This window comes from Mycolicibacterium aubagnense (assembly GCF_010730955.1).
Taxonomy (GTDB): Bacteria; Actinomycetota; Actinomycetes; order Mycobacteriales; family Mycobacteriaceae; genus Mycobacterium; species Mycobacterium aubagnense.
The window spans coordinates 5941962-5960713 of record NZ_AP022577.1 but is presented as its reverse complement, the minus strand read 5'-3'; the positions used below and the strand labels follow the sequence as shown (position 1 = coordinate 5960713).

17 protein-coding genes are annotated in these 18752 nt (G+C 64.3%); 6 read left to right on the top strand and 11 right to left on the bottom strand.

Features of this window, described 5'->3' with window-relative positions; genetic code table 11:
• Positions 1–125: 125 nt before the first annotated feature.
• The 5 genes from G6N59_RS28585 to G6N59_RS32040 all read right to left on the bottom strand — a co-directional run bounded on the left by G6N59_RS28585 (position 126) and on the right by G6N59_RS32040 (position 3869).
• Positions 126–1193: a hypothetical protein gene (locus G6N59_RS28585; protein WP_138230348.1), complete on the bottom strand. Its 1068-nt coding sequence runs from the start codon at positions 1191–1193 to the stop codon at positions 126–128.
• 332 nt (positions 1194–1525) lie between these two features.
• Positions 1526–2236 (bottom strand): hypothetical protein, encoded by a 711-nt coding sequence (locus tag G6N59_RS28580; RefSeq protein WP_138230347.1) that lies wholly within the window; start codon positions 2234–2236, stop codon positions 1526–1528.
• A 60-nt stretch (positions 2237–2296) separates the two neighbouring features.
• Positions 2297–2911, bottom strand: coding sequence for a hypothetical protein (locus G6N59_RS28575; RefSeq protein WP_138230346.1), 615 nt, complete (start codon positions 2909–2911; stop codon positions 2297–2299).
• On the bottom strand, positions 2895–3179 hold the full coding sequence (locus G6N59_RS28570) for a hypothetical protein (protein ID WP_138230345.1): 285 nt from the start codon (positions 3177–3179) through the stop codon (positions 2895–2897). The genes G6N59_RS28575 and G6N59_RS28570 overlap by 17 nt, the downstream gene beginning before the upstream one ends.
• A gap of 348 nt (positions 3180–3527) precedes the next feature.
• Positions 3528–3869, bottom strand: coding sequence for a DUF7457 domain-containing protein (locus G6N59_RS32040; protein ID WP_420872672.1), 342 nt, complete (start codon positions 3867–3869; stop codon positions 3528–3530).
• Between the two features lie 489 nt (positions 3870–4358).
• Between G6N59_RS32040 and G6N59_RS28565 the strand changes: the two genes are divergently transcribed.
• Together G6N59_RS28565 and G6N59_RS28560 are read left to right on the top strand one after the other, a co-directional pair.
• Positions 4359–7340 carry a bifunctional DNA primase/polymerase gene (locus G6N59_RS28565; RefSeq protein ID WP_138230343.1) on the top strand — a complete coding sequence of 994 codons (2982 nt, stop codon included), beginning with the start codon at positions 4359–4361 and terminating at the stop codon, positions 7338–7340.
• A 15-nt stretch (positions 7341–7355) separates the two neighbouring features.
• Positions 7356–7799: a hypothetical protein gene (locus G6N59_RS28560; protein ID WP_138230342.1), complete on the top strand. Its 444-nt coding sequence runs from the start codon at positions 7356–7358 to the stop codon at positions 7797–7799.
• A 353-nt stretch (positions 7800–8152) separates the two neighbouring features.
• Here the strand turns inward: G6N59_RS28560 and G6N59_RS28555 are convergent, their stop codons facing one another.
• On the bottom strand, positions 8153–9064 hold the full coding sequence (locus tag G6N59_RS28555; RefSeq protein ID WP_138230341.1) for a hypothetical protein: 912 nt from the start codon (positions 9062–9064) through the stop codon (positions 8153–8155).
• Positions 9061–9561: a hypothetical protein gene (locus tag G6N59_RS28550; RefSeq protein ID WP_138230340.1), complete on the bottom strand. Its 501-nt coding sequence runs from the start codon at positions 9559–9561 to the stop codon at positions 9061–9063. The genes G6N59_RS28555 and G6N59_RS28550 overlap by 4 nt, the downstream gene beginning before the upstream one ends.
• Before the next feature lie 69 nt (positions 9562–9630).
• Between G6N59_RS28550 and G6N59_RS28545 the strand changes: the two genes are divergently transcribed.
• Genes G6N59_RS28545 through G6N59_RS28530 form a run of 4 tightly spaced genes read left to right on the top strand, consistent with a single transcriptional unit; the run spans position 9631 to position 11678 of the window.
• Positions 9631–10215 (top strand): hypothetical protein, encoded by a 585-nt coding sequence (locus G6N59_RS28545; RefSeq protein ID WP_234884212.1) that lies wholly within the window; start codon positions 9631–9633, stop codon positions 10213–10215.
• On the top strand, positions 10212–10475 hold the full coding sequence (locus G6N59_RS28540) for a hypothetical protein (RefSeq protein WP_138230338.1): 264 nt from the start codon (positions 10212–10214) through the stop codon (positions 10473–10475). The genes G6N59_RS28545 and G6N59_RS28540 overlap by 4 nt, the downstream gene beginning before the upstream one ends.
• Positions 10476–10487: 12 nt before the next feature.
• Positions 10488–10688, top strand: a complete 201-nt coding sequence (locus G6N59_RS28535) for a hypothetical protein (protein ID WP_163911841.1) — start codon at positions 10488–10490, stop codon at positions 10686–10688.
• A 3-nt stretch (positions 10689–10691) separates the two neighbouring features.
• The gene (locus tag G6N59_RS28530) at positions 10692–11678 is read left to right on the top strand and encodes a DNA adenine methylase (RefSeq protein ID WP_138230337.1); all 987 of its coding nucleotides are present in this window, start codon (positions 10692–10694) and stop codon (positions 11676–11678) included.
• A 29-nt stretch (positions 11679–11707) separates the two neighbouring features.
• On the opposite strand, the gene G6N59_RS28525 is transcribed toward G6N59_RS28530, so the two are convergent.
• The 4 genes from G6N59_RS28525 to eccD form a co-directional block, all read right to left on the bottom strand.
• Positions 11708–13402, bottom strand: coding sequence for a type IV secretory system conjugative DNA transfer family protein (locus G6N59_RS28525; protein WP_234884211.1), 1695 nt, complete (start codon positions 13400–13402; stop codon positions 11708–11710).
• Between the two features lie 89 nt (positions 13403–13491).
• The gene (gene eccE / locus G6N59_RS28520) at positions 13492–15600 is read right to left on the bottom strand and encodes a type VII secretion protein EccE (protein ID WP_234884210.1); all 2109 of its coding nucleotides are present in this window, start codon (positions 15598–15600) and stop codon (positions 13492–13494) included.
• On the bottom strand, positions 15600–16955 hold the full coding sequence (mycP, locus tag G6N59_RS28515) for a type VII secretion-associated serine protease mycosin (protein WP_138230388.1): 1356 nt from the start codon (positions 16953–16955) through the stop codon (positions 15600–15602). Before mycP ends, eccE begins: the two co-directional genes overlap by 1 nt.
• 91 nt (positions 16956–17046) lie before the next feature.
• On the bottom strand, positions 17047–18693 hold the full coding sequence (gene eccD / locus G6N59_RS28510) for a type VII secretion integral membrane protein EccD (protein WP_235678703.1): 1647 nt from the start codon (positions 18691–18693) through the stop codon (positions 17047–17049).
• Between the last annotated feature and the right edge of the window lie 59 nt (positions 18694–18752).

Below are 18752 nucleotides of genomic sequence, written 5' to 3'. Positions count from 1 at the left end.
GCCACGGCGTCTAGCGCTTCCCACAATGACACGGAAAAGTGCCCTGAACCCGTTGCGCGGCGCGTTGAAATTCGGAACCTCGCCCGTCGTTGCCGGCTCGAGCGCTGACGCCTCAGAATCAGCTGTCACGCCGTGCCTTGCAGCACGGCGACTCGCAGCTGGTGCGGGGCCGCCAACGTGGCCTCCCACTCTCCGCGGCGGGTGAATCCAGCAGCGTCGATTACCGCCTCGGCGGTTTCGCGGTCCGGGGCGCTCACGCCATTAGCCACCACTTGGCCTGTTAGCGTGATGACGGCGATGGCACCGGTCGTTGTGTCCCAGCTGGCGATGAGTCGAGAATCGGTGGGCAGCTGCGGGGTGTGCGTAGTTGTGCTCGCCGACGCGTCCGGTGGATCAGCGAGCGTCGCCGCCGGCGGTTCTGGGTTCACCACAGCCGGATTGATCGCCTCAGCTGCGGCACGTGCTTCGCTTGGAAGCAACCCGGTCTGATGGAAGGCCATGATCTGTCCGGCTGTGGCGGTATCCAGCGCGATCTCCGCCTTGTCCGCAGTGGACGCGCTGTTGCGGGTTCGCAGAAACACCGCGCGCTGACCGGTGATCACGACGCTGTACCGGCCCGCCGATCGAGTTGCGCCAGACACCACCGTGCGGGCGGTGTGCTTCCAGCCGACCCCGACGCCATCGCGAACCTCGAAAAGCATTGGCGGGTTGCGCCAATGCTCGGCGTCCAGCGACGCAAGAAAGCACAGTGCGGCCTGAATGGCTGGGAACGAACTTGAGCCCGATCGCGCAACGGAGGCCAGTGCTTGGGCCGCGTGCGCCACACCGGCGCACGCTTCGACTCCGGTGCGCGATCGAATCAGTCGGGCCAACGACTCAGGAGTCGCCGAGTGCTCGACAAAGGCGCCCGTGTCCTGGTCCAAAATCCAGTATCGCGCCATGTCATCGAACGGAGCACCAAGACTCAGAACGAATTTGGCGACGTTCTCGGTATTGGGGAACGAGGGCGATGAAGTCACGTGCCCGTAAGCGATGTCGAAGGCTCCCGCCTCCTCGAGGGCTTCGAGGCAGGCTGACAGTCCGAGCTGTTCGGCCTGGTTGCTGTCTGGGACTGTATCGGCGATCAGACGCATCCGGGTTCGGCCCTGGCTGTCGCGAGAGTGTCGCAGGTCCACGACGTGAATGTCATACATTGGCATTGCCTCCATTCATCTTTGACGTCAACAAATCCAGTGCGCTGATATAGGCCCGATAGCTGGCCGATGTCTCTATTTTGGAGATTAACACCGCTGGAGGACAATTCCAGCGGAGCCGTACGCCACGCCGACATGAAGGAAACCGATAGCAATCTCGACTTCGCGAGGATTCACGGCCGCCGGCAATACCGACAGAGCGGACACCCGGTTCGACCGGGCTGCACTGCGGCTCAAATTTGAGGTCCGGGGCGTATCGGACGAGCACCACTGGGCCGCTCCGGGGCAGTCAAGACGGCAGCGGTGCCATAGCAGCTGCTGCAAAAACGACGTCAGTCCAGCGGTTTTCGCGTATCCGACATCCGGGCGTCGTACATCAGCACGCGCCACGCATGCGCACGTCCAGCAGCGGCGTCGAAGTGGGCGTCCGGGCCATCATAAACATCGCGCAACGATCGCAGATAGGAGCGCAACGCCTCGTCGTGCGCAGGCAGCGCGCTGATTGACCGCAACGTGTCCAGGTATGCATCAATGAAGTTGCGCAGCTCGTCGGGGCACTGCTCCGGAACGGTGTCGGTCCACCGCCGGAGCGGATCGGGCGCATGGAACTCGTCGGCAAACGCGGTGACGCAGAGGAAATTGCTCATGCAGGCGTGGATCTCTTCCTTGGCAGCTTCCTCGTATGTTGGACCGGAATCTCGCCGCGCGACTGCCGCTTTCTCGTTGCCCGCGCGGATTTCTCCGGCGCACTGGCGCTGCGCCACGCGTGCTGTTCGCATCTCTTCTCGGGCGACCGCGAATTCAAACAGCCTGTAACTGCCGACGCGTACTGACTGACGGGGAAAGATGTCGGGATCGACTTCGTCGACGGCATCCTGAACCAGCACAACGTGGCGGTTGAACTGCGCGATCATCCAGGAGAACGCATCGGCACGTGCGACGTCGCCTTGTTCGCGTGTCGCGCGTTCATGGCACCCGAGCCAGTCCGTATCTGGCAAGCCGTCGCCGCCGAATCCGATGATCGTGTCGGAACTGAGAGTCACGGTTCTCCCTTCGGTCCGCATCTATTTGCGCTGCCCATGGATGGTGATGGCACGAGACGGTTACTTGGAGCGGTCCACTGGTCGCCACTGTGCGATAACACTCGGTGGGCGGGGTTCGGCACCGTGGGACGGCCGCCTGAGGTCGATACGGTAGAGCTTGCGCGTCACTGTTGGGACGACATCGGGTCTCGTCGGGTCGGAAACGAGCACAAGGTTGACTCGACGCGATTGAGGGCGATTCACCAGATTCATCAAGTGGTCGAGTCCGGCGTTCCCGACGTCAGCCAGCAGCTGTGCGGTGTCCACCACGACCAAGACCGGCACGGGATACGGCGCCAAGTTCATGCCGGCTGTATCCGTGCTCGAGATCAGCGAACTATGTTCCAGCGGAGTCGAGGCAATTCGCACCCCAGGCCAATCCTCAAACTCTCGGTATTCGCGACTGAACCGACGGAGCAGATGCACGTCCCACCCGCTGCGGCATGCCTGGATCACCAGATTCTGCGCCGTGGTGGTCTTCCCGCTGCCCAACGGCCCGTCGATGAACAGGTGCGGGTTCCGGAGTTGTGGAAGCCACCACTGCTCCTTCCCGTCCAGTGTCATGGCGAGCGGGAACTCGTCGATGATCAGGTCGGTGCGATATTGCGCGAAATCTGGCTTAAGGATTGAGAACACCATCAACTCCCCACTGACTGTGTCCTGTAGCGATTGCAAGGAGGGGGTGGCCCTGGCCTGTCGGCGCCACATCAAGTGAACGTCGTTGCGGAACACCGGGAACGATCAGCCAGTTCGCCCGCCGAGAGAATCCCGCGCCGACGACGGCATCGTACGCGTCGAGTTCGGCGTGGACCCCTTCCGCGAGCTGCAATGGTGTTCGCCCGTCTGCGAACTCGACCCACACCACTCCGGTCGCGGTATTCCATACCGCGGTGTCAGTCTTCACGTTTCCCTCCCTCGCCACGCGCGCGAGCCTCCGCGCGGGCCTGTTTGAGTGCTGAGCGCGCAGCTGCGCGACGCTGCTTGCGACCAACCGCCGGTAAGCTAGTCCCCTGGGCTGCGACTTGATCGAGAATGCGCATCATGCGCGCCATGTCGGATGGCCCCTCGTTCGTCTGCTTTTCGGTCATTTCGCGCACCACGCAATCTCGTAGCTCCAGCTCTTTCGGGGCGAGCCCCTGAACGCGATCATCGAACCGCTCGATTCGGGAACAAGTCCGTTGAGTTCACCGAGCAGTCCCTCGCATGCAGCTCGAAGGGAGGTGGCCGCTTCGGCCGTATCGTCAGCCACCGATCACGCCCCAAGCGCCTGGGGCGCGGTTGAAGCTTCGAACAGCGACAGGACGGCAACGTCGGGGTCAGCTCGGCGGTACGCCGTACGACCCAGCTCGAAAGCGCAGCTTGAATGATGTTCGTCGGCGGCCGTCTCGATCCAACTACAGATAGCCTGCACCTCGCTGTTCACAGCATCGACGCAGAGAAGGTGTGGCCGCCGGTTGTCGTCGAGGGCCCACAGAGTTTCCGGTCCCGGCCCGTGAGACCAGAAATTCAGTCCTAGCGCAGAACACGCAGCGACCGATTCCCAAACATCTGCAAGCACGTGGCGCGTAGATGCATCCGTAAACGAAGAATTCATAGCGCCAGTATTCTCTATTTTAGAGATATGACAAGTGCATTGGACGACTACACGCCGATGCCGCTAGCCCACGCGAGTGGCGTAGAGTCCACCACCCGGACTGACATGCGGCTTGAAACCCGCATCACGCAACGTCGCCGCGACCGCGAACCGGTTGTCCGTATCCGGACACGGAAATCCACAGCCTCCAGACCGGGCGTCGATCACGGTGACCCAGCCCGCCTCAGCCAACACCTCAAAGCCGCCTTCAGGGATGCCCATGCCACCTCCGGGGTGTCGTCCTCACACACAAACCACTCACGGGATAAATTCCCCATTATAGAGAATCGAAACTTCACCATCGCGCGCACCGACGACACGCCGACGAGGGCAGTTTCACGGCGGAACACCGACCACTCACCACCGCCGTAGCGTGTTTTCCGCTGACCCCACGTGGGGGTGCCGTCAGCGGCACCGCGTCCACCATCCGACTTGGAGAGCACGCTGCAAATGAGCGCCACCACCGAACTCATCACCCGCATGGTCGGGCTCGGTGCGCACCTGATGCCCCTGATGGCCAAGGTGAAACGGCCTGGCGGTAAAGAGTGGCAGCGGTGGCCGGCCCTTTCGGTCGCCGACGCCGAATCGCACGTCAATGCCGGCGGAAACCTGGGCGTGAACCTGGCCCCGTCTCGGATGATCGTGCTCGACGCGGAAAACCAGGCGGCAACCAACGCTGTGCAGAACGCCGGTATCTCGTTGGCCGTGATCCCGGCCAAATCCCAGCATGTCGGCATTTTGCAGCCCGGGCTCTCTGACCCCGACAGCGGCAAGCTCAACACGAAAACGGGCGGCTCGCACGCCTGGCTGCGGGTTCCCGACGGCGTCGATATCTCGACGTTTCCCAGCGACACGATGGGAATCATGCTGCCGGGCGGTGGCAAGATCGACGTCCTGGCCGGGGTGCGCTACGCCGTGGCCCCGCCGAGCTGGCTCGAGGTGGCCCCGCAGTACCGCTACGCTCCGTGCGAGGGTGGCCCGCTGGACTTGGCCAGTCCGTCGGCCGATCTGCCGGTCGCCCCCGCCTGGCTTTTCGACACCACCGTGCCCGTGCCGCCCGGGCTCGAACCGCTGCACGGCATCCTGATCCCGAAGACGCCGCGTGAACGCCTCGAAGCCGATGCGCGCAGCATCGAACTCACCGCCGCGATCGACGCGGTGCCCTGGGACGCCTGGCTCGATGGCGACCCCCGCCTGACACGCACCGGAGATATCGACGGCTGCGGTTGCGAGATCTGGCACTGGGTGGGTGCCGATAATCTGAAATCGGCGACGCTGCACGAGAATTGCGCGCAGGGGTCGGGGGCGCACATCTGGTCCGGCACCATGCTGGGGCAGCTGCAACTTCCCGGCGACCATGTGAGCCGCCTGGCGTTGTCGGCGAAGCTGCGCGGCGTAACCGTCCAGCAGGCTTCCGCCGCGGTGGGCATCACCCTGGGAGGCGACCGCGAGCCCCCGACGCCGGTGCGTCCCGAGCATCACGAACAGGCCGCCCGACTCGCTGAGGCCGCGGGGGAAGCCGCTCGCGCCGAACGATTTCGTGCCGCCGCCGAGGCGATGCGTAAACGGCAGTACGCCACCCCTTCGGACAGCACGCATGGGGAACGACACGGAGTCTCTGCTGTTGTCGGCGGCGCTGCCCCGATACCGCCGGAGCTTGCGGCGCGCCTGAAGTCCAACAGCAACACGAGCGACGCGACAGCACGTGAGACCGCGGCGCCGCAGTCCACATCGACAGAAGCCACTCCGAGCGGCTCCGCTCCAAAAATCAACGGCCACAGCATCGTTCGCTTTCCAGGCAAAGCACTCGCCGAGATCCCCATACCGGGGCTCGATGAAATCTACGAGTACCCCATGCCGCCCATACCGGCCCACGTGAAGCCGGTGAAGGATGCGCGGACCGAATTCGCGGCTATCCACCCGCCGGTCGCCAACCGACAGACACACACGCTGGTCGAGCATGAATGGATCTTCGCGGCGACACCCGGTCTGAGCCACGTCGCGGCGGCCGCTGACTCTCGGGGTGTAGGCCGCTGGGGCATGCTCGGAGCGCTTCTGCCGCGAGTTGCCGCCACCATCCCGCCGACGGTCCGGCTGATCCCTGCGGATGGCTCCACGCCGCCGGACAATCTGCCGACAGGATCGGGAACCTCGCTCAATCTCTACACCGTGCTGGTCGGTCCGCCCGCCGCTGGGAAGTCGGTAACGCTGAATGCGGCCGATGCCCTGGTTCCCGGTGTGCACATGGTTCCGCCAGGTACGGGCGAAGGTATCTTGAAGATCTTCCCTCGCGCCACCGACAACGCGGCCGATGATGAGGACGACTCGTATTTTGACCCGGCGGCCCACATCGGCAGCGTCGGGGCCACCCGCGCATCGGATTCGGTTCTGCTCAGTAGCGATGAGATCGACGTCTTCGTCGCCGAGATGAGCCGGCAGGGCACCAAAGCTTCGGGCCTGTACCGGTCGATGTGGATGGGCGGCGACGTCGGCAACACAACCTCCGACAAAGAGCGCCACAGCATGGTCTTGGCGCACACGTATCGCTTCGGCATTCGGCTTGGAGCTCAGCCCGATGCGGTGGCCCCTCTGTTCAGCGAATCCGACCGCGGTACTCCGCAACGCTTCCTGTGGCTGGGATGCCAGCGCATGATCGCCAGGGGCGGTAACTACCCGAGTCAGCTAGCGACCGCGCCGGTGTATTGGTACGGCGGCCAGCCGTCAATGCTGCCGAGCATGGGTGGGCAGCGTCCACCTGTGTGGATCGCCCCACCGCCGGCAGCCCGCAAGGAACTGGAAGAGGAACAGTGGCGCTCAGCCACAGCGAACCCGATGAGCCCGTCGGGTTCGTACACGGACGCAAGCACGCCCAGTGATCGGGCCGCCGCGATCGCTGATCGACATGCCCTGCTGCAGCAGCTGAAGATCTGCGCGATTCTGGCCGTACTCGACGGGCTGGCCCAGCCACAGGATGTGCATTGGTACGCCGCCGAAGCGGTGATGAAAGTGCGCCGAACGGTCATCTTCCACCTCGTCGAGGTGGCCGAGGCTGTCGTCGCCGCGCAGGCCCGCCAGCGAGGCACCGAGATGGGAATCATGCGGGCACATGCTGACGCCGCCAGCGTGCAAGAACTGGCCGAGCGCCGGCATGACGCGGAGGCTGCGATCACTTTCGCGGCCTTCAACTTGGCTGATCGACATGAGCCGCTGACCGTGGCTGCGCTTCGGGCAGAGATCAAGGCGAGTGGTTCCGATCCAGGATTTGTCCAAGAGGCGGTCACATACATGGTGCATAACGGTGATCTGACACCGATGCCCGATGGCCGCACGTACGCCCTGACGCTGGGCAACTCAACTGCCGCCAGTGATGGCCGTGCGACTGTGACCGTACTACCTGTCGCACCGGCCATCGCCAACGTCGGTTCGCGATAGGGCGAGGAGAATACAATGACTCACAGCGTTGAATATCTCTATTTTAGAGATTACAATGCGGCCATGGACACCGGGCGCCACCTGCCCGCAGGCACCTACCACCGCTGCGTCACGCTGCATCGGTTCGTCCAGGCTCCGAACGCCGCCGCCGCTAGGCGGCTCGCTGCGAATGGTGTGCAGCTGACGACTGGAACGCTGAGGGCGCCCGACGCTTACGTTGTGTGGATCGGCGCCGCGCGCCCACGCATCGCGCGATATCACCATGCGGGGTGTGCCGATTTGTGGCTGGTCTCCACCGACGTTCATGCACTGTTAAGGGCCGCAGGACCCGACACCGCGACAGAGGCGGCGTACCTCCTGGTCTCGGTAGCCGAGCATGCGACGGCTGCCGACGAATTCGAAAGTGAGATACAGGTTCTGGGAGAACACGGCAAAGCACCGCGCCGGATAGCAGCTTGAGCTTGATCTGGATTCCTGACGCAGTTCAACGAGGAGGCGGGGTCTATGAGCGCGCAATTCGACGCATACGACATGTACGGAAGATCCGCCATTAACCCCGACACCATTGACGCAATCCGGGGTATGTCGTCGCCGGCGCGTTGCACCCACTGCGGACAGGTCTACGACCTCGGAACGGTGACCGTCACACAGCGCTACGTCGACTGTTCGGTGTGGACGTCGCCGTGCTGCCATCGCACCGTCGATGATCGCGGTTCCGGATGGAAGTCCTTGCCGGATATCGAGCGCCTGGACGCACCCAGAAGGCGTTGAACTCCATGCCGCTGTCGAAACGGACGCTCCAGGAACCTGATTCACCCAGTGGGGCGATCTTTCGGCACGTTTTCGCTATCAGCAGCGGTGACAGCCGGGGGTGGAGGCGTCTGCGCAATGGTCGTCGCCGGCGGCGGCAGCGTCATGCGTGCGTCCTCAGCGCTCGAATTGTCGAAACAGCTGCTTACCAGCTCGGTGGCCACCAGCTGCTGATAGTCCGGATACGGGTCTGAGAGCAGCCCCGTACGCTCCCCCGCGGTAACCAGCGCCGCGGCCGTCAACCTGTACCGCTCGATGTCTGCGCCAACGGTATTGAGCGCCTGAACTTGCTGAAGCGGGGCGTCGCTGCGCTTGTCATCGTCGCTTAGCCGGGCGTCGCGGTATGCCGCGGTGAACCTGTCCCAGTCGCCTAGACCAGACATCCGGTAGAGAAACCACACGTGGGCACGCAACGCACTGGTGCGCAGCGGTATCGGGGCGATGAGGGCCGCGGCATCAGTGCGGTCCAGAGACCCATCCGCGCCGACCGTGATCGCTGCTATGCCCGTGGCTGGGCTTGGCGTTGGAGGATCTGCGCTCGGCGGCGCGGACGACAGCTCACCCGACGAAACAGCAAGCCCTGGCGGAGGCAGCGGCCGACAACTTTCGCTGCCTCCATCGCCCGCAGCGGGCAGCTGACGCCCTGAGATGCTGTCCTCCCCCTGACCGTCGCCAAACAGGTCCGCCACGTTCGACAGCACTTTTCCCGCGATCGCCACCGGAGCGGCGGCCGGGGACAGGACGACCAAAAGCAGGGAGCACACGGCGAGGACACCACACGCCACCGCGGACAGCGCCCCAAGTGTCGCGAGCAGCCACACCAGCTGGCGCCGACGCCGGGCTATCGCAGCCAGCACCGCGGCGGGATGCCGGCCGCGCAACAGCGCCCGGGGGTTGAACTTCGGACGACTCATGGCCCCACCGGTCCTGGAGCAGGAGGCATCGGACTCGGGGGCGATGGCGGTCGACCCGCGGGCGGACCGCCAGCAGCGGGGCCGGGGGGCGGTGCCGACACCGTGGACGAGTTGGCGCCACCAGGCGGCGGCATCGGAGCCGGAGCGGGAGTCGGCGGATCGCGGAGCGTTTTGTCACGTCCCGGTGGGGCGGAGTCCGGAAGAACACCGTGCTGCCACGGGTTGGTGCGGGCCAGCGTAATCAGCCCCGCGGCTGCCATCGCCACCGCCAGCATCTGCACAGACGTCTGAAGGGAGATGAACACAGCCGGGTCGGTCCACGGCACGCTCACGATGTGCAGCGCGAACACGTTGTGGTCGTAGAACGCCGTGACATAGCCGACCAGTGTCAACCAGGATGCACCGCCCGGAATCGCCGCTGCGATCACGATGATCGCCAGCAGCTGGATCAGCAGCCCGTACAGGACGGTACGGATCAGCATCGCGGGAGTGTTCACGCCGCGTGAGGGTAGTTACTGCGCGCCGCGGGCGGTTGCAGGGCGCGGATCAGCCCTAGCGTGGCGACCATGATCACGTTCAAGAGTGCGCTGATGGCCCCCGCCTTCGCGGCAATCGCCTTGTCGACCACGGTAACTGTCGCTTTGGCCGACCCCGAATCCACTCCGGCCAGCCCCTCCGGCAACGAAGTTCGCCAGACGCCGGCCACCGTTACGGTGACCGCCACTGTGGCGCCCGGGCAGTGCATGCCGATCGCCGGCGGCCCATCCTCGGTGTCAGTCACCGACACCGCTGGTGCCCCCACCGACACTCAGGGCGCGCCGCTTCCGACGACCGTAACCACGGTGGCACGGACCGAGGGTGAGCCTGGTACCGGTGCATCGACAAGTCGCTTCGACCCGTACACGTGCGCACCAGTGCCAGCAGTGGCCGCTACCGAGCCCGGACACACCGCGGAGTCGGCTCCCTCGCTCGCTCCGACCACAGTGGCAGCTGTGCCCAGCTACACGGCGCCGCTGGCTCCCTACCCCGGCAGCAACGGCGCAGGCATCGCGAGTGGGGGTGACGCCGTGGCGGCCGCTACCCAGCAGCCGCTTAGTTCACCCACCACGATCACCACTGTGCCGGCACCTGCAGCACTGGCTCCACGATGATCGAGTCAGCGGCGGATTCGCCTGCACTGCAACTGGCCTCGGACATCGAGACCACCGCGTATGCCCGTGCGTGCGCTGTCGGGATCGCGATCGATAACCCCGACGATCCACATGTCGCGGTGGTGGTCTATCAGGGGCGCATCGTGTACATCGGCATCAGTGATCCGATGCTACGGATGGGCCTTGATGCGTTGCAGGACCAGCTCAACGCGATGATCTTCAACGCCTTCGCAATGTGGCGCATGCAGCTTCCCGGGTGAGATCGATTGACCGTGACCTACAACACGCGCGCTCAGTACGTCGAGCCCGGCCAGACAGCAGCGTTTCTGGACTGCACTCTTCCCGACGAGCTTTTCTGCGTGCCGGTGCAGGTCAACGGCACCGCCAGTAACGGAGCACGTTGCCGCATAACGACGTCAGAGGGAACGTCGTTCGATGTTCTTGCACTCTGCCCGGCTCGAATCGAGGACTGAGCCATGCCGGTGGAACGCTGGTTGAGCCCGCTGCGGTATCCCGGCGGGAAGGGCCGCATGGCGCCGGCGCTGGCGGGCATCTTCGAGGCGCAGTTTGGGTTCATGGACATCGAGATTTGGGTCGAACCGTTCGCCGGTGGCGCTGGCGCCGGACTTCATCTGCTCGACCGAGGCGCCGTCTCTGAAGTCTGGCTGACCGAGAAGAACCGGTCACTGGCTGCGTTCTGGCGAACTGTCATGGCCCAAGGCGACGAACTTGCAGCGCAGGTGCGAATCTGCCAGCCAGACATGACAATCTGGCACACCGCTCGCGAGACTGTCGCTGCGGCTGACAACGATGCCGCTATCGACGACCTCGAGCTCGCACTGGCAGCACTGGTCCTCAACCGGTGCTCCCGTTCTGGCATGGTTAACCATCGTGTCGGGCCGATCGGAGGAAAGAATCAGTCCGGTCGATGGCATCTGCGTTCTCGCTGGAATGGTGATGGGCTCGCGGAACGAATCGAGCGAATCCACCAGTTGGGCAACCAGATACGCATTGATGAAGGTGATGCAATCGAACGCATCGCGGAGCTGGATGGGTCGGTCGGGATCGAAGACGAGCTCGTACTGTTCGTCGATCCTCCTTATCTGGTTCAGGGAAACAGGCTGTACACCGAAGGCATGTCGTTCGAGGACCACAAGAATCTCGCGCACGCGCTCACCAGCTGCGCTGCTCGCTGGCTACTCACATATGACGACGACGCACGGATCCTTGGCCTGTATCCCGACCGGCGAATACTGGATTACGAGATCGCGCACACGGCGAATCGACAACGCGTCGACGAGGAGTTCGCAGTCTTATCCGACGACCTCGCCGTGCTCGACGATCAGGCCCTGCTACCCACCGGGAAGTCCCGGTGGGTCCAGCATGCACCTGTCGGAGGGCTCACCGCGGGTTATCCGCATCGATCGAACTACTTTCCAGCACAGCTCGTTCCGACTGCTTGAGCGACCTGAAGGAGCGCCAGCCGAGGCGGTCAGAGGTCGGCTTTGATGGCTTTGTGCGCGCCGGCCGGCGGCCGGCACACGTACTGCACGCTGGACGGGTCGTACTTGGCCATGGCCGGGTTCGGGACGATCTTGCCGTCCGGTCCACGCATGTCCAGTGCCACCCTGTCCATGGCTTTGATTTCGTCGACCGTGAACAGGTCGAAATCGATGAACCCGCGGTCCGGAGCGCCCTTGCTTTCAGCAGCCAGCTGAGCTTCGGACTTCTCGTCGATCATGAACCACTGGCGGGTGTACAGCCGCGGAACCTTGTCCGAGACATTGGTTTTGAACGATGGCCAGTGCTCTTTGGCTTGCGGTGGTAGTTTGACGTTGTTCCACGACTCGCCAGGCGAATAGCCTAGGTAGCCCTGGTACTCGGTCGCATCCGTCGCACCCGTCTTTTCGTCCACGGAGGCGATCACGCACCGCCCCTTCACTTTCGGGTCCATCGAGTCGGTGATCAACCGCACCTTGTGGCGAACCGTCTCCCCGAACCCATATTTGAGCGTCAGATCGCCTGGCTTACCGAGGCAGATGCTCATCGGTACGTTCGACTTCCACGTGTTCGGAATCGAAACCGCTCGAGCGTCCTGGGACACCAGCAGCACGTGGACACGCAACTCGCGGCCCAGGGCCAGAATTTCCGTCACCATCGATTCGATCGAATCGCTTTCGGCTTTGGACAACGAGCCCTTCCACTTCTCTCGCATGCCCTTGATCTCGTCCATGACCAGCAGCACCGGGATGAAATTGTTCCACCCGGCTGGATCAGCGATCTTGGCGTCCATCGACCCCGACTGGCGCTCCTGCATGATCAGGTATGTGATCACAATCGCTGCGATATAAGGCATTCCGCGAGCTGTGGCGCCCAAACCGACGGCGACGGTGCCCGGAACGGGGAGGTTGTTGTCCTCGGCGTGTGGGGCGAAGTAGCCGGCGTAATCAGCGCCTTTACCGTCGGACAGGATCAACTGCCATCCAGCGGTGCGGAACTGCTCCAGCCAGGCTCTAACTGACACCGATTTGCCAGAGCCTGATTCACCGATGCACATGACGTGCGGCATCGTCTCTGGGCACACGCCCTCTTCGCCGCGAGCAGAAACCCCGACCTTGAATTCCCACCCGGTGTAGTTCTGTTTCGCCTCCTCCACGCTTGAGACGACGGGCCAATGTGGAGGGAACACCAACTTGGGGATCGACGATTTACGCGATCCACCGAAGGTGTCGTTGCGCGGATCAGAGGTGAACGACCAAAACCCGCCAACGCTTTTGGCGAAAGTCTTCTGCAGCCGCTCATGGGTTTTGATGTCGGTGAGGAATCCAGGCTCGACGCACTTGAACCCCCAACTCACCAGTTTGCGGCCGCCCTTGCCGTCGTCTTCGAGTTCAGTGGCATCGGTGTCCAGCACCAGCTTCCCCGGAAATTGGGAGGCCGCCACTTTCAACAAGCGGGCGATGTCGGTGTGGAGATGCCCATGGTGGTAGAGCTCGGTGACGTTCGCGGTGCCAGCGCCGCTGGGGATGAGTTCGGGATCGAGCGCGCCACCACCGCCGGGCAGGCTCGCGGTGTGCAGCTCCCAGTGCCGGCGCGCCCGGTACACGAACCATGCTCCAGCGAGTGCTGCGGCCCATCCAACGCCGAACCGCCACAGCGAATCGAATCCCCATACCGCCACCGGCATCAACAGCCCTGAAGCCCCGAGCGTGCCTAGGCATAGCGCCTGCGACTGATGAGACGCGTGCGCGAATCCACTGGTGTCCCGTACGTGCATCAGCGGTTGGGCGTGTCTTCAGGGCGGTGGTGCCGGCCGGCCCGCCGCGGTGCTGGTTGCGGTGGCGTGACGAACCCGGGCACACCCTCCTGCTGGACCGGAACCGACAGCGGCGCCGCTCGCCGGGTGCGCACCGGAGCTGTCACCGGCCGCGGGGTTCGCGACGACCGGGGCTGCTCAGTGTTTGGTGGCTGGTCCGGCCTTGCAGGCGGCTGCACAACTGCGCCCTTGGAGCGATCAGCGCTTTCACGGCCGGCATCTCGTCCAGGCGGCGGGATCAGCGGCGCCGTCTGAACTAGCACCGGTGCCGTCCACGGATCTGCCTGCGGCACTGTGGGAACCACAGGCGCCTGTGCCGCCGCCTTACGTTTGGGCGCGGCGCTCCGGCTCGCCGGGAGCTGCACAACAGCCCCCAGTCTGAGTGCAGAACCTTCCCGCGGCGTTGCCGATCCATCGGTCTGTGCGTCACCAAGCAGCGCCCGGCGCTCGATCGGAGTCAGCTCCCACAGCACTCGAGTGGACTGAGCATCAACGGACACTTCGATTTCCGCGCTGCCTCCGGGTGCTTTCACGATGGCCAGACTGTTGGTGGCGCCCCGCCCGGGGGCGTCCTCGGTGACCAGCAGAACCGCTTTACCCGCGCACAGTTCGCGGTGCTGCTCCCACCATGGCGGGGTACAGACCACGATTTCCGCAGGAGAGGACTCTATGGTCCCCGACGTGAGCGCCGGGGTGTTGCGGTGCGCAATCAGCTGATGCCAAGCCGGATCATCGATCATGACAGCGATCGGCTTGTCCTGGGTCGACAACCGCGCAACCAGCTGCATTGCGAACAGCTTCGGACCCGAGATCCACAGCGGCTCCAATGCCGGTGATACCGCGACGAACACACGGGTCTTGTCCACCGCGGTCCCGATGAAGATTCCGGCTCCGCCGGCGGGTATCCCGAACCCCAGCCGGTGGTGATCGTCGATCACAGCGCCCGATGACCGCAGAACCGCACGTGAGGAGACCGGCAGCGCCTGATTGATCCCGGCGACCTGCTGTCCGACTGCGGGGCGCAGGCCGTAGCCAGCGGCTTTGGCCAGCGCGTCCCCGCCTCTGACCACGTACGTGATCAGGGGTTGTGCCAGTGCCCGGTCGTCTCCCTGCGGTGTCAAAGTCAGTGTCGTGTACTGCCGGTGGGCCTGCAGGTGATTCCATCCACCGGCCGATTCGGCGTTCCAGTGGCCGCGCCCGGGCACGTAGGTACGAGTGTGTACGCCCGCGGTATCACCGCAATGGCGCCACCCGGGCGCGCACATCGGCCGAGCCACCTGGGTCAGCACCGCGTCGTGAAACTCGCGCACTTCTGGAGCGCCCATCAGCGTCCCGCCGAACCCCTGCTCGGCAAGGGCGTAGCACACGCGGGTCGCCGCGATCGTCAGCGTCTGGCACACACCGTCCGGTAGCGAATCACGACGGGCCCGGCGATAGGCCGGGCCGAGAATGTCGGCCTGTAAGTCCAGGGAGACAACGATGACGGTGGTTCCGCCCAGCGGTACTGACACCGGGCCGATCAAGGTGTCCAGAGTGCTGGCCGCGTGGTCCCGCACTGCGAACTTGTAGCCGGCACAGATCACGTCCAGGCGCGACAGCCCGATGTCATACTGACGCAGCTGACGACGCAGCTGATCAGCCGAAATCACCGGTGTTTCACTGGATCCGGTCGCGTTTACAGTGGTCAGCTGCCAGGGACGCGGCGTGATTTTCACGCACGCGCTGACGGTCGTGCCGTCGAAAACCACGCCGACGCCGTCGCGGGAGAACAGCGCGGCCTGGTCCGGCAAGGTGTTCGCACCACGGCGGAGCGACACCCACTGCCCCAGCGTTCGGCCGCCGACACGGGCACCGAAGGCCGCGACTACAGCGGCGGCTGAGCCGGCCCATGCGGCAGGAGGCAAACCCAGCCCCGCGCCCCCGAACGCCACTGAGGTGGCCAGCATCGACGCAGCCATGCTGGTGCGCGGGTCGAGTGACACCAGCTCGCGCCCGGGGGACGCTGTGCGCGGGGCCGACGCTTCCGACCCCGCGGTGGCCGCAGCCTCGTCTCGTTTCCGGCGTGCCATCAGTTGCTCCCCTTCTGAGTCCGGCCGCCGCGGGCCAGTCCGACCACCAGGACCACGAACACCACCGAGCCAAGAACCGCCAGGGAGATCAAGGCGATGTTACGGCCGAGGTTGTCAGCCGGCGGTGGTGGCGCTCCAGGGATCGCCGCCCTCGACGGAACGCCCACGGCCACAGCCGGAATCGAGTCGTCGATGGGCGCGGTCAGCGCCGCCATCGGGTCGACCACGCCGTAACCGAGAATCGAGCTGATTGTCTGTGACGGTGCGTGGGCTGTGCGCTTGATCCGTTCAATCACCTGGTGACTGGTCAGATTCGGGTACCGCTCACGCACCAGCGCGGCCAGCCCGGAGACGTTGGCCGAAGAGAAGCTCGTTCCAGCGATCGGCTCGATGCCGTTCTTGGTCTGCTGGGCGTTGATCAACTCGCCACTTATCTTGGCGGGGTCGAGGCTGACCACATTGATCGCCGGGGCAGCGACGCCGACCCATGGTCCCGGCATCGACTTGATGTACGGGTCACCGGTCAATGTTGTTCCGCCAACCGACAATACGAAGTCGCTGAACATCGACGGCAGCGAGAGTGCGCTGACCGCCCCCCAACCCCGTTCGTCCGAGGGCGTTGCCGGATCGGGTCCCGGGTTGGCAGTACAGTCGCCGCCGAGATTGCCTGCCGCAGTGACGATCACGACGTTCTTAACCACTGCGGCGTAGTAGAGAGCGCCCGCCAGGGCGTGTAGGTCCACCGGCTTGTTGGTCGCTATGCACGCGGTGGCCGAGATGTTGATGACAGTGGCATTCAATGACGCTGCGTGCACGATCGCCCTGGCCAGCGTGGTGATGTTCGACGCCGCGTGCGCCTCTCGTGCATTGGCGGTTTTCGAGGAATCGACCTCGTAGACATCGGAGGTCTGGCGGATTGAAACGATTGAGGAGTCCGGCGCGACACCGACGAATCCGTCGCCCTTGCGCGCCTGGGCACCAATGATGCCAGCCACCAGGGTTCCGTGGTGATCGCAGTCCATCAGTCCGTCGCCGCCAAGAATGTAGTCTCCCCCACCCAGCAGTCGGGACAGTCGGTCATTGCGGTTGACCCCGGAATCGATGACGGCCACTGTTTGGCCTTTGCCAGTGGCGAACCCGTGCAAGGCCGCCACACCCCACACTGTGTCGATCGGCACCGAGTCGAACTGCGAGCCCGCCAGCTGACCTGAAGTAGCGCAGAGGTAGCGCTGCACCATCGGAAATTCTGGTCCAGGCGGCGAATCCGGCGGGGCGATGTCTACAGCCAGATCAAACGCGTACGGGGCCAACGCAAAAGCCTGCGGCATCAGGTCCAGAACAGCCACGAGGACCATTACTCCGATCGCCACGGCCAGCCGCCGAAGCAGTCTTGCAATTACTGCCAAGTTCACGGCAATACTCCTGTGTCGGTGGATGTTTGGTGGTTCAGCGGTTTCGGACCTTGGACCAGCCGTCCATGATCAGCACAAGCAGCGGGAACATGGTCGCCACCGCTGCGATGGCCAGGAACTCCAGCCGCCGCTTTCCGAGCGGGGAGTGCAGCGTCTGTGCCCGCACCGACCAAATCGCCGCCAGCAGAACAAAAATCAGTAGCGGAACCGTGCCCGCCACCAGCACAGTTTGATCGGCGCGGTGGTCGGACAACGCCCGGCCGGCCAGGTACGCGGTAGCCGCCAGAGGTCCGGCCACCAGTAGCGGGAACGCGGCCGCCCGGATCACCAGGCCCCTCCCCACAGCCACCGCTGCCACTGCGGCGGCGGCCACCAAGGCGAACATGTGCCATTCGTAGTTGGTCGTGAAGAACCCGGCAGCGGCGGCACTGACGACCAACAGCGCACCGCCCGCCGTGACCAGTCCGATCAGCGCATGCAGGGTGGTGATGACGCGATTCTCCTGGTTGAGCATCGATTCGATCGCCACGCCCGACGTCGAGCGACGCGAGACTTGTGCGACCGTCATCTCCGCGCGGCGCACAAGCGGTTCACCGGTGGTGGGAATGTAATTGACCTGCATACGGCCAACTGCGCGTGCAAACGGCGTGCTCCACACAATGATGAGGACAGCGGCGAATATCATCTGTGCAGCCACGGCTTGCGATGACACCGAAAATGCCACGTGCAGAAGTCCGACGAGCACTGCGCTAACTGAAACTGCAGCCACAGCGACATGCAGTGTCGGCGGCCGGTTGTCAGTCAGCGACCACAGCGCGACGGCAACAGTCGCTACGGCGGCACCCGCCGTGGTCAAGTGCCACACCCCCAACTCTCGGGGCACTCCCGTCACCGCCGCCGCGGCTGTGGCAAGGTACGCCGAAACACATAGCGAGGCGCTGACATCGCTGTAGCTGCCACTTGTGCGAGAAAGTACAGCGGCGAGCGATGCGCACATCAGGGCAAGCGCGACTAGTGCGCCAAGCACAATCCAGCGGCCTTCGTGATCGCCCGAGAGCACATCCCCCATGCCGATGACCGATGCAGCGGCGACGGCGAACGGAAGCGCGAAGGTCCCGAGCCGGCGCGTGTCGCGGCCATCGATAACGGTGAACAACCGCTTGGACACTTCAGCCGCACCTTCAGCGACATCATCGCGAAGCACCGGATAGCTCTCGGTGCGCGCACGGTGGGTCAAGTAGAGGTCCGCCCCCGGCACGATTTCTGCTTCGTCCAGCGTGGATTCGGGGTCGATTCGCTCACGGATCGGCCCGACCTCCAGGGCCCACTCAACACGCTCGGCGGTCAGGTACGTGCCCAGCTCGCCCCCGTGTGCGCGGTCCAGAAACTGCTTGCGCAGCTGTGGAAGTAGTTCGACCACAGGGGTGTGGGCGTGCAGCTTGCAGTGGAACGCGGTGTCGCGCGCATGCACGTTGACCGCAACGAAGGTGGTGTCGCTGAGCACGGATGCCGGCTGATTCATGCCCGCAGAAATACCGGCCAAAGGAGCATCAGAGCGCACGCGGCGCGAAATGCCCCCCAACAGATTTCGGTTTGAAGTTCGGAATAGATGGCATGCAACTTGCAGGCACGCATAGGTGTGCGACGAGCAGCCTCGCTGAACTGCCGTCGGCAGCTTCACGCAACGTCAAGCATGCACCCACCGAGTTTCCGCGGAGTGGTGCATGTGTTACTCGGCGC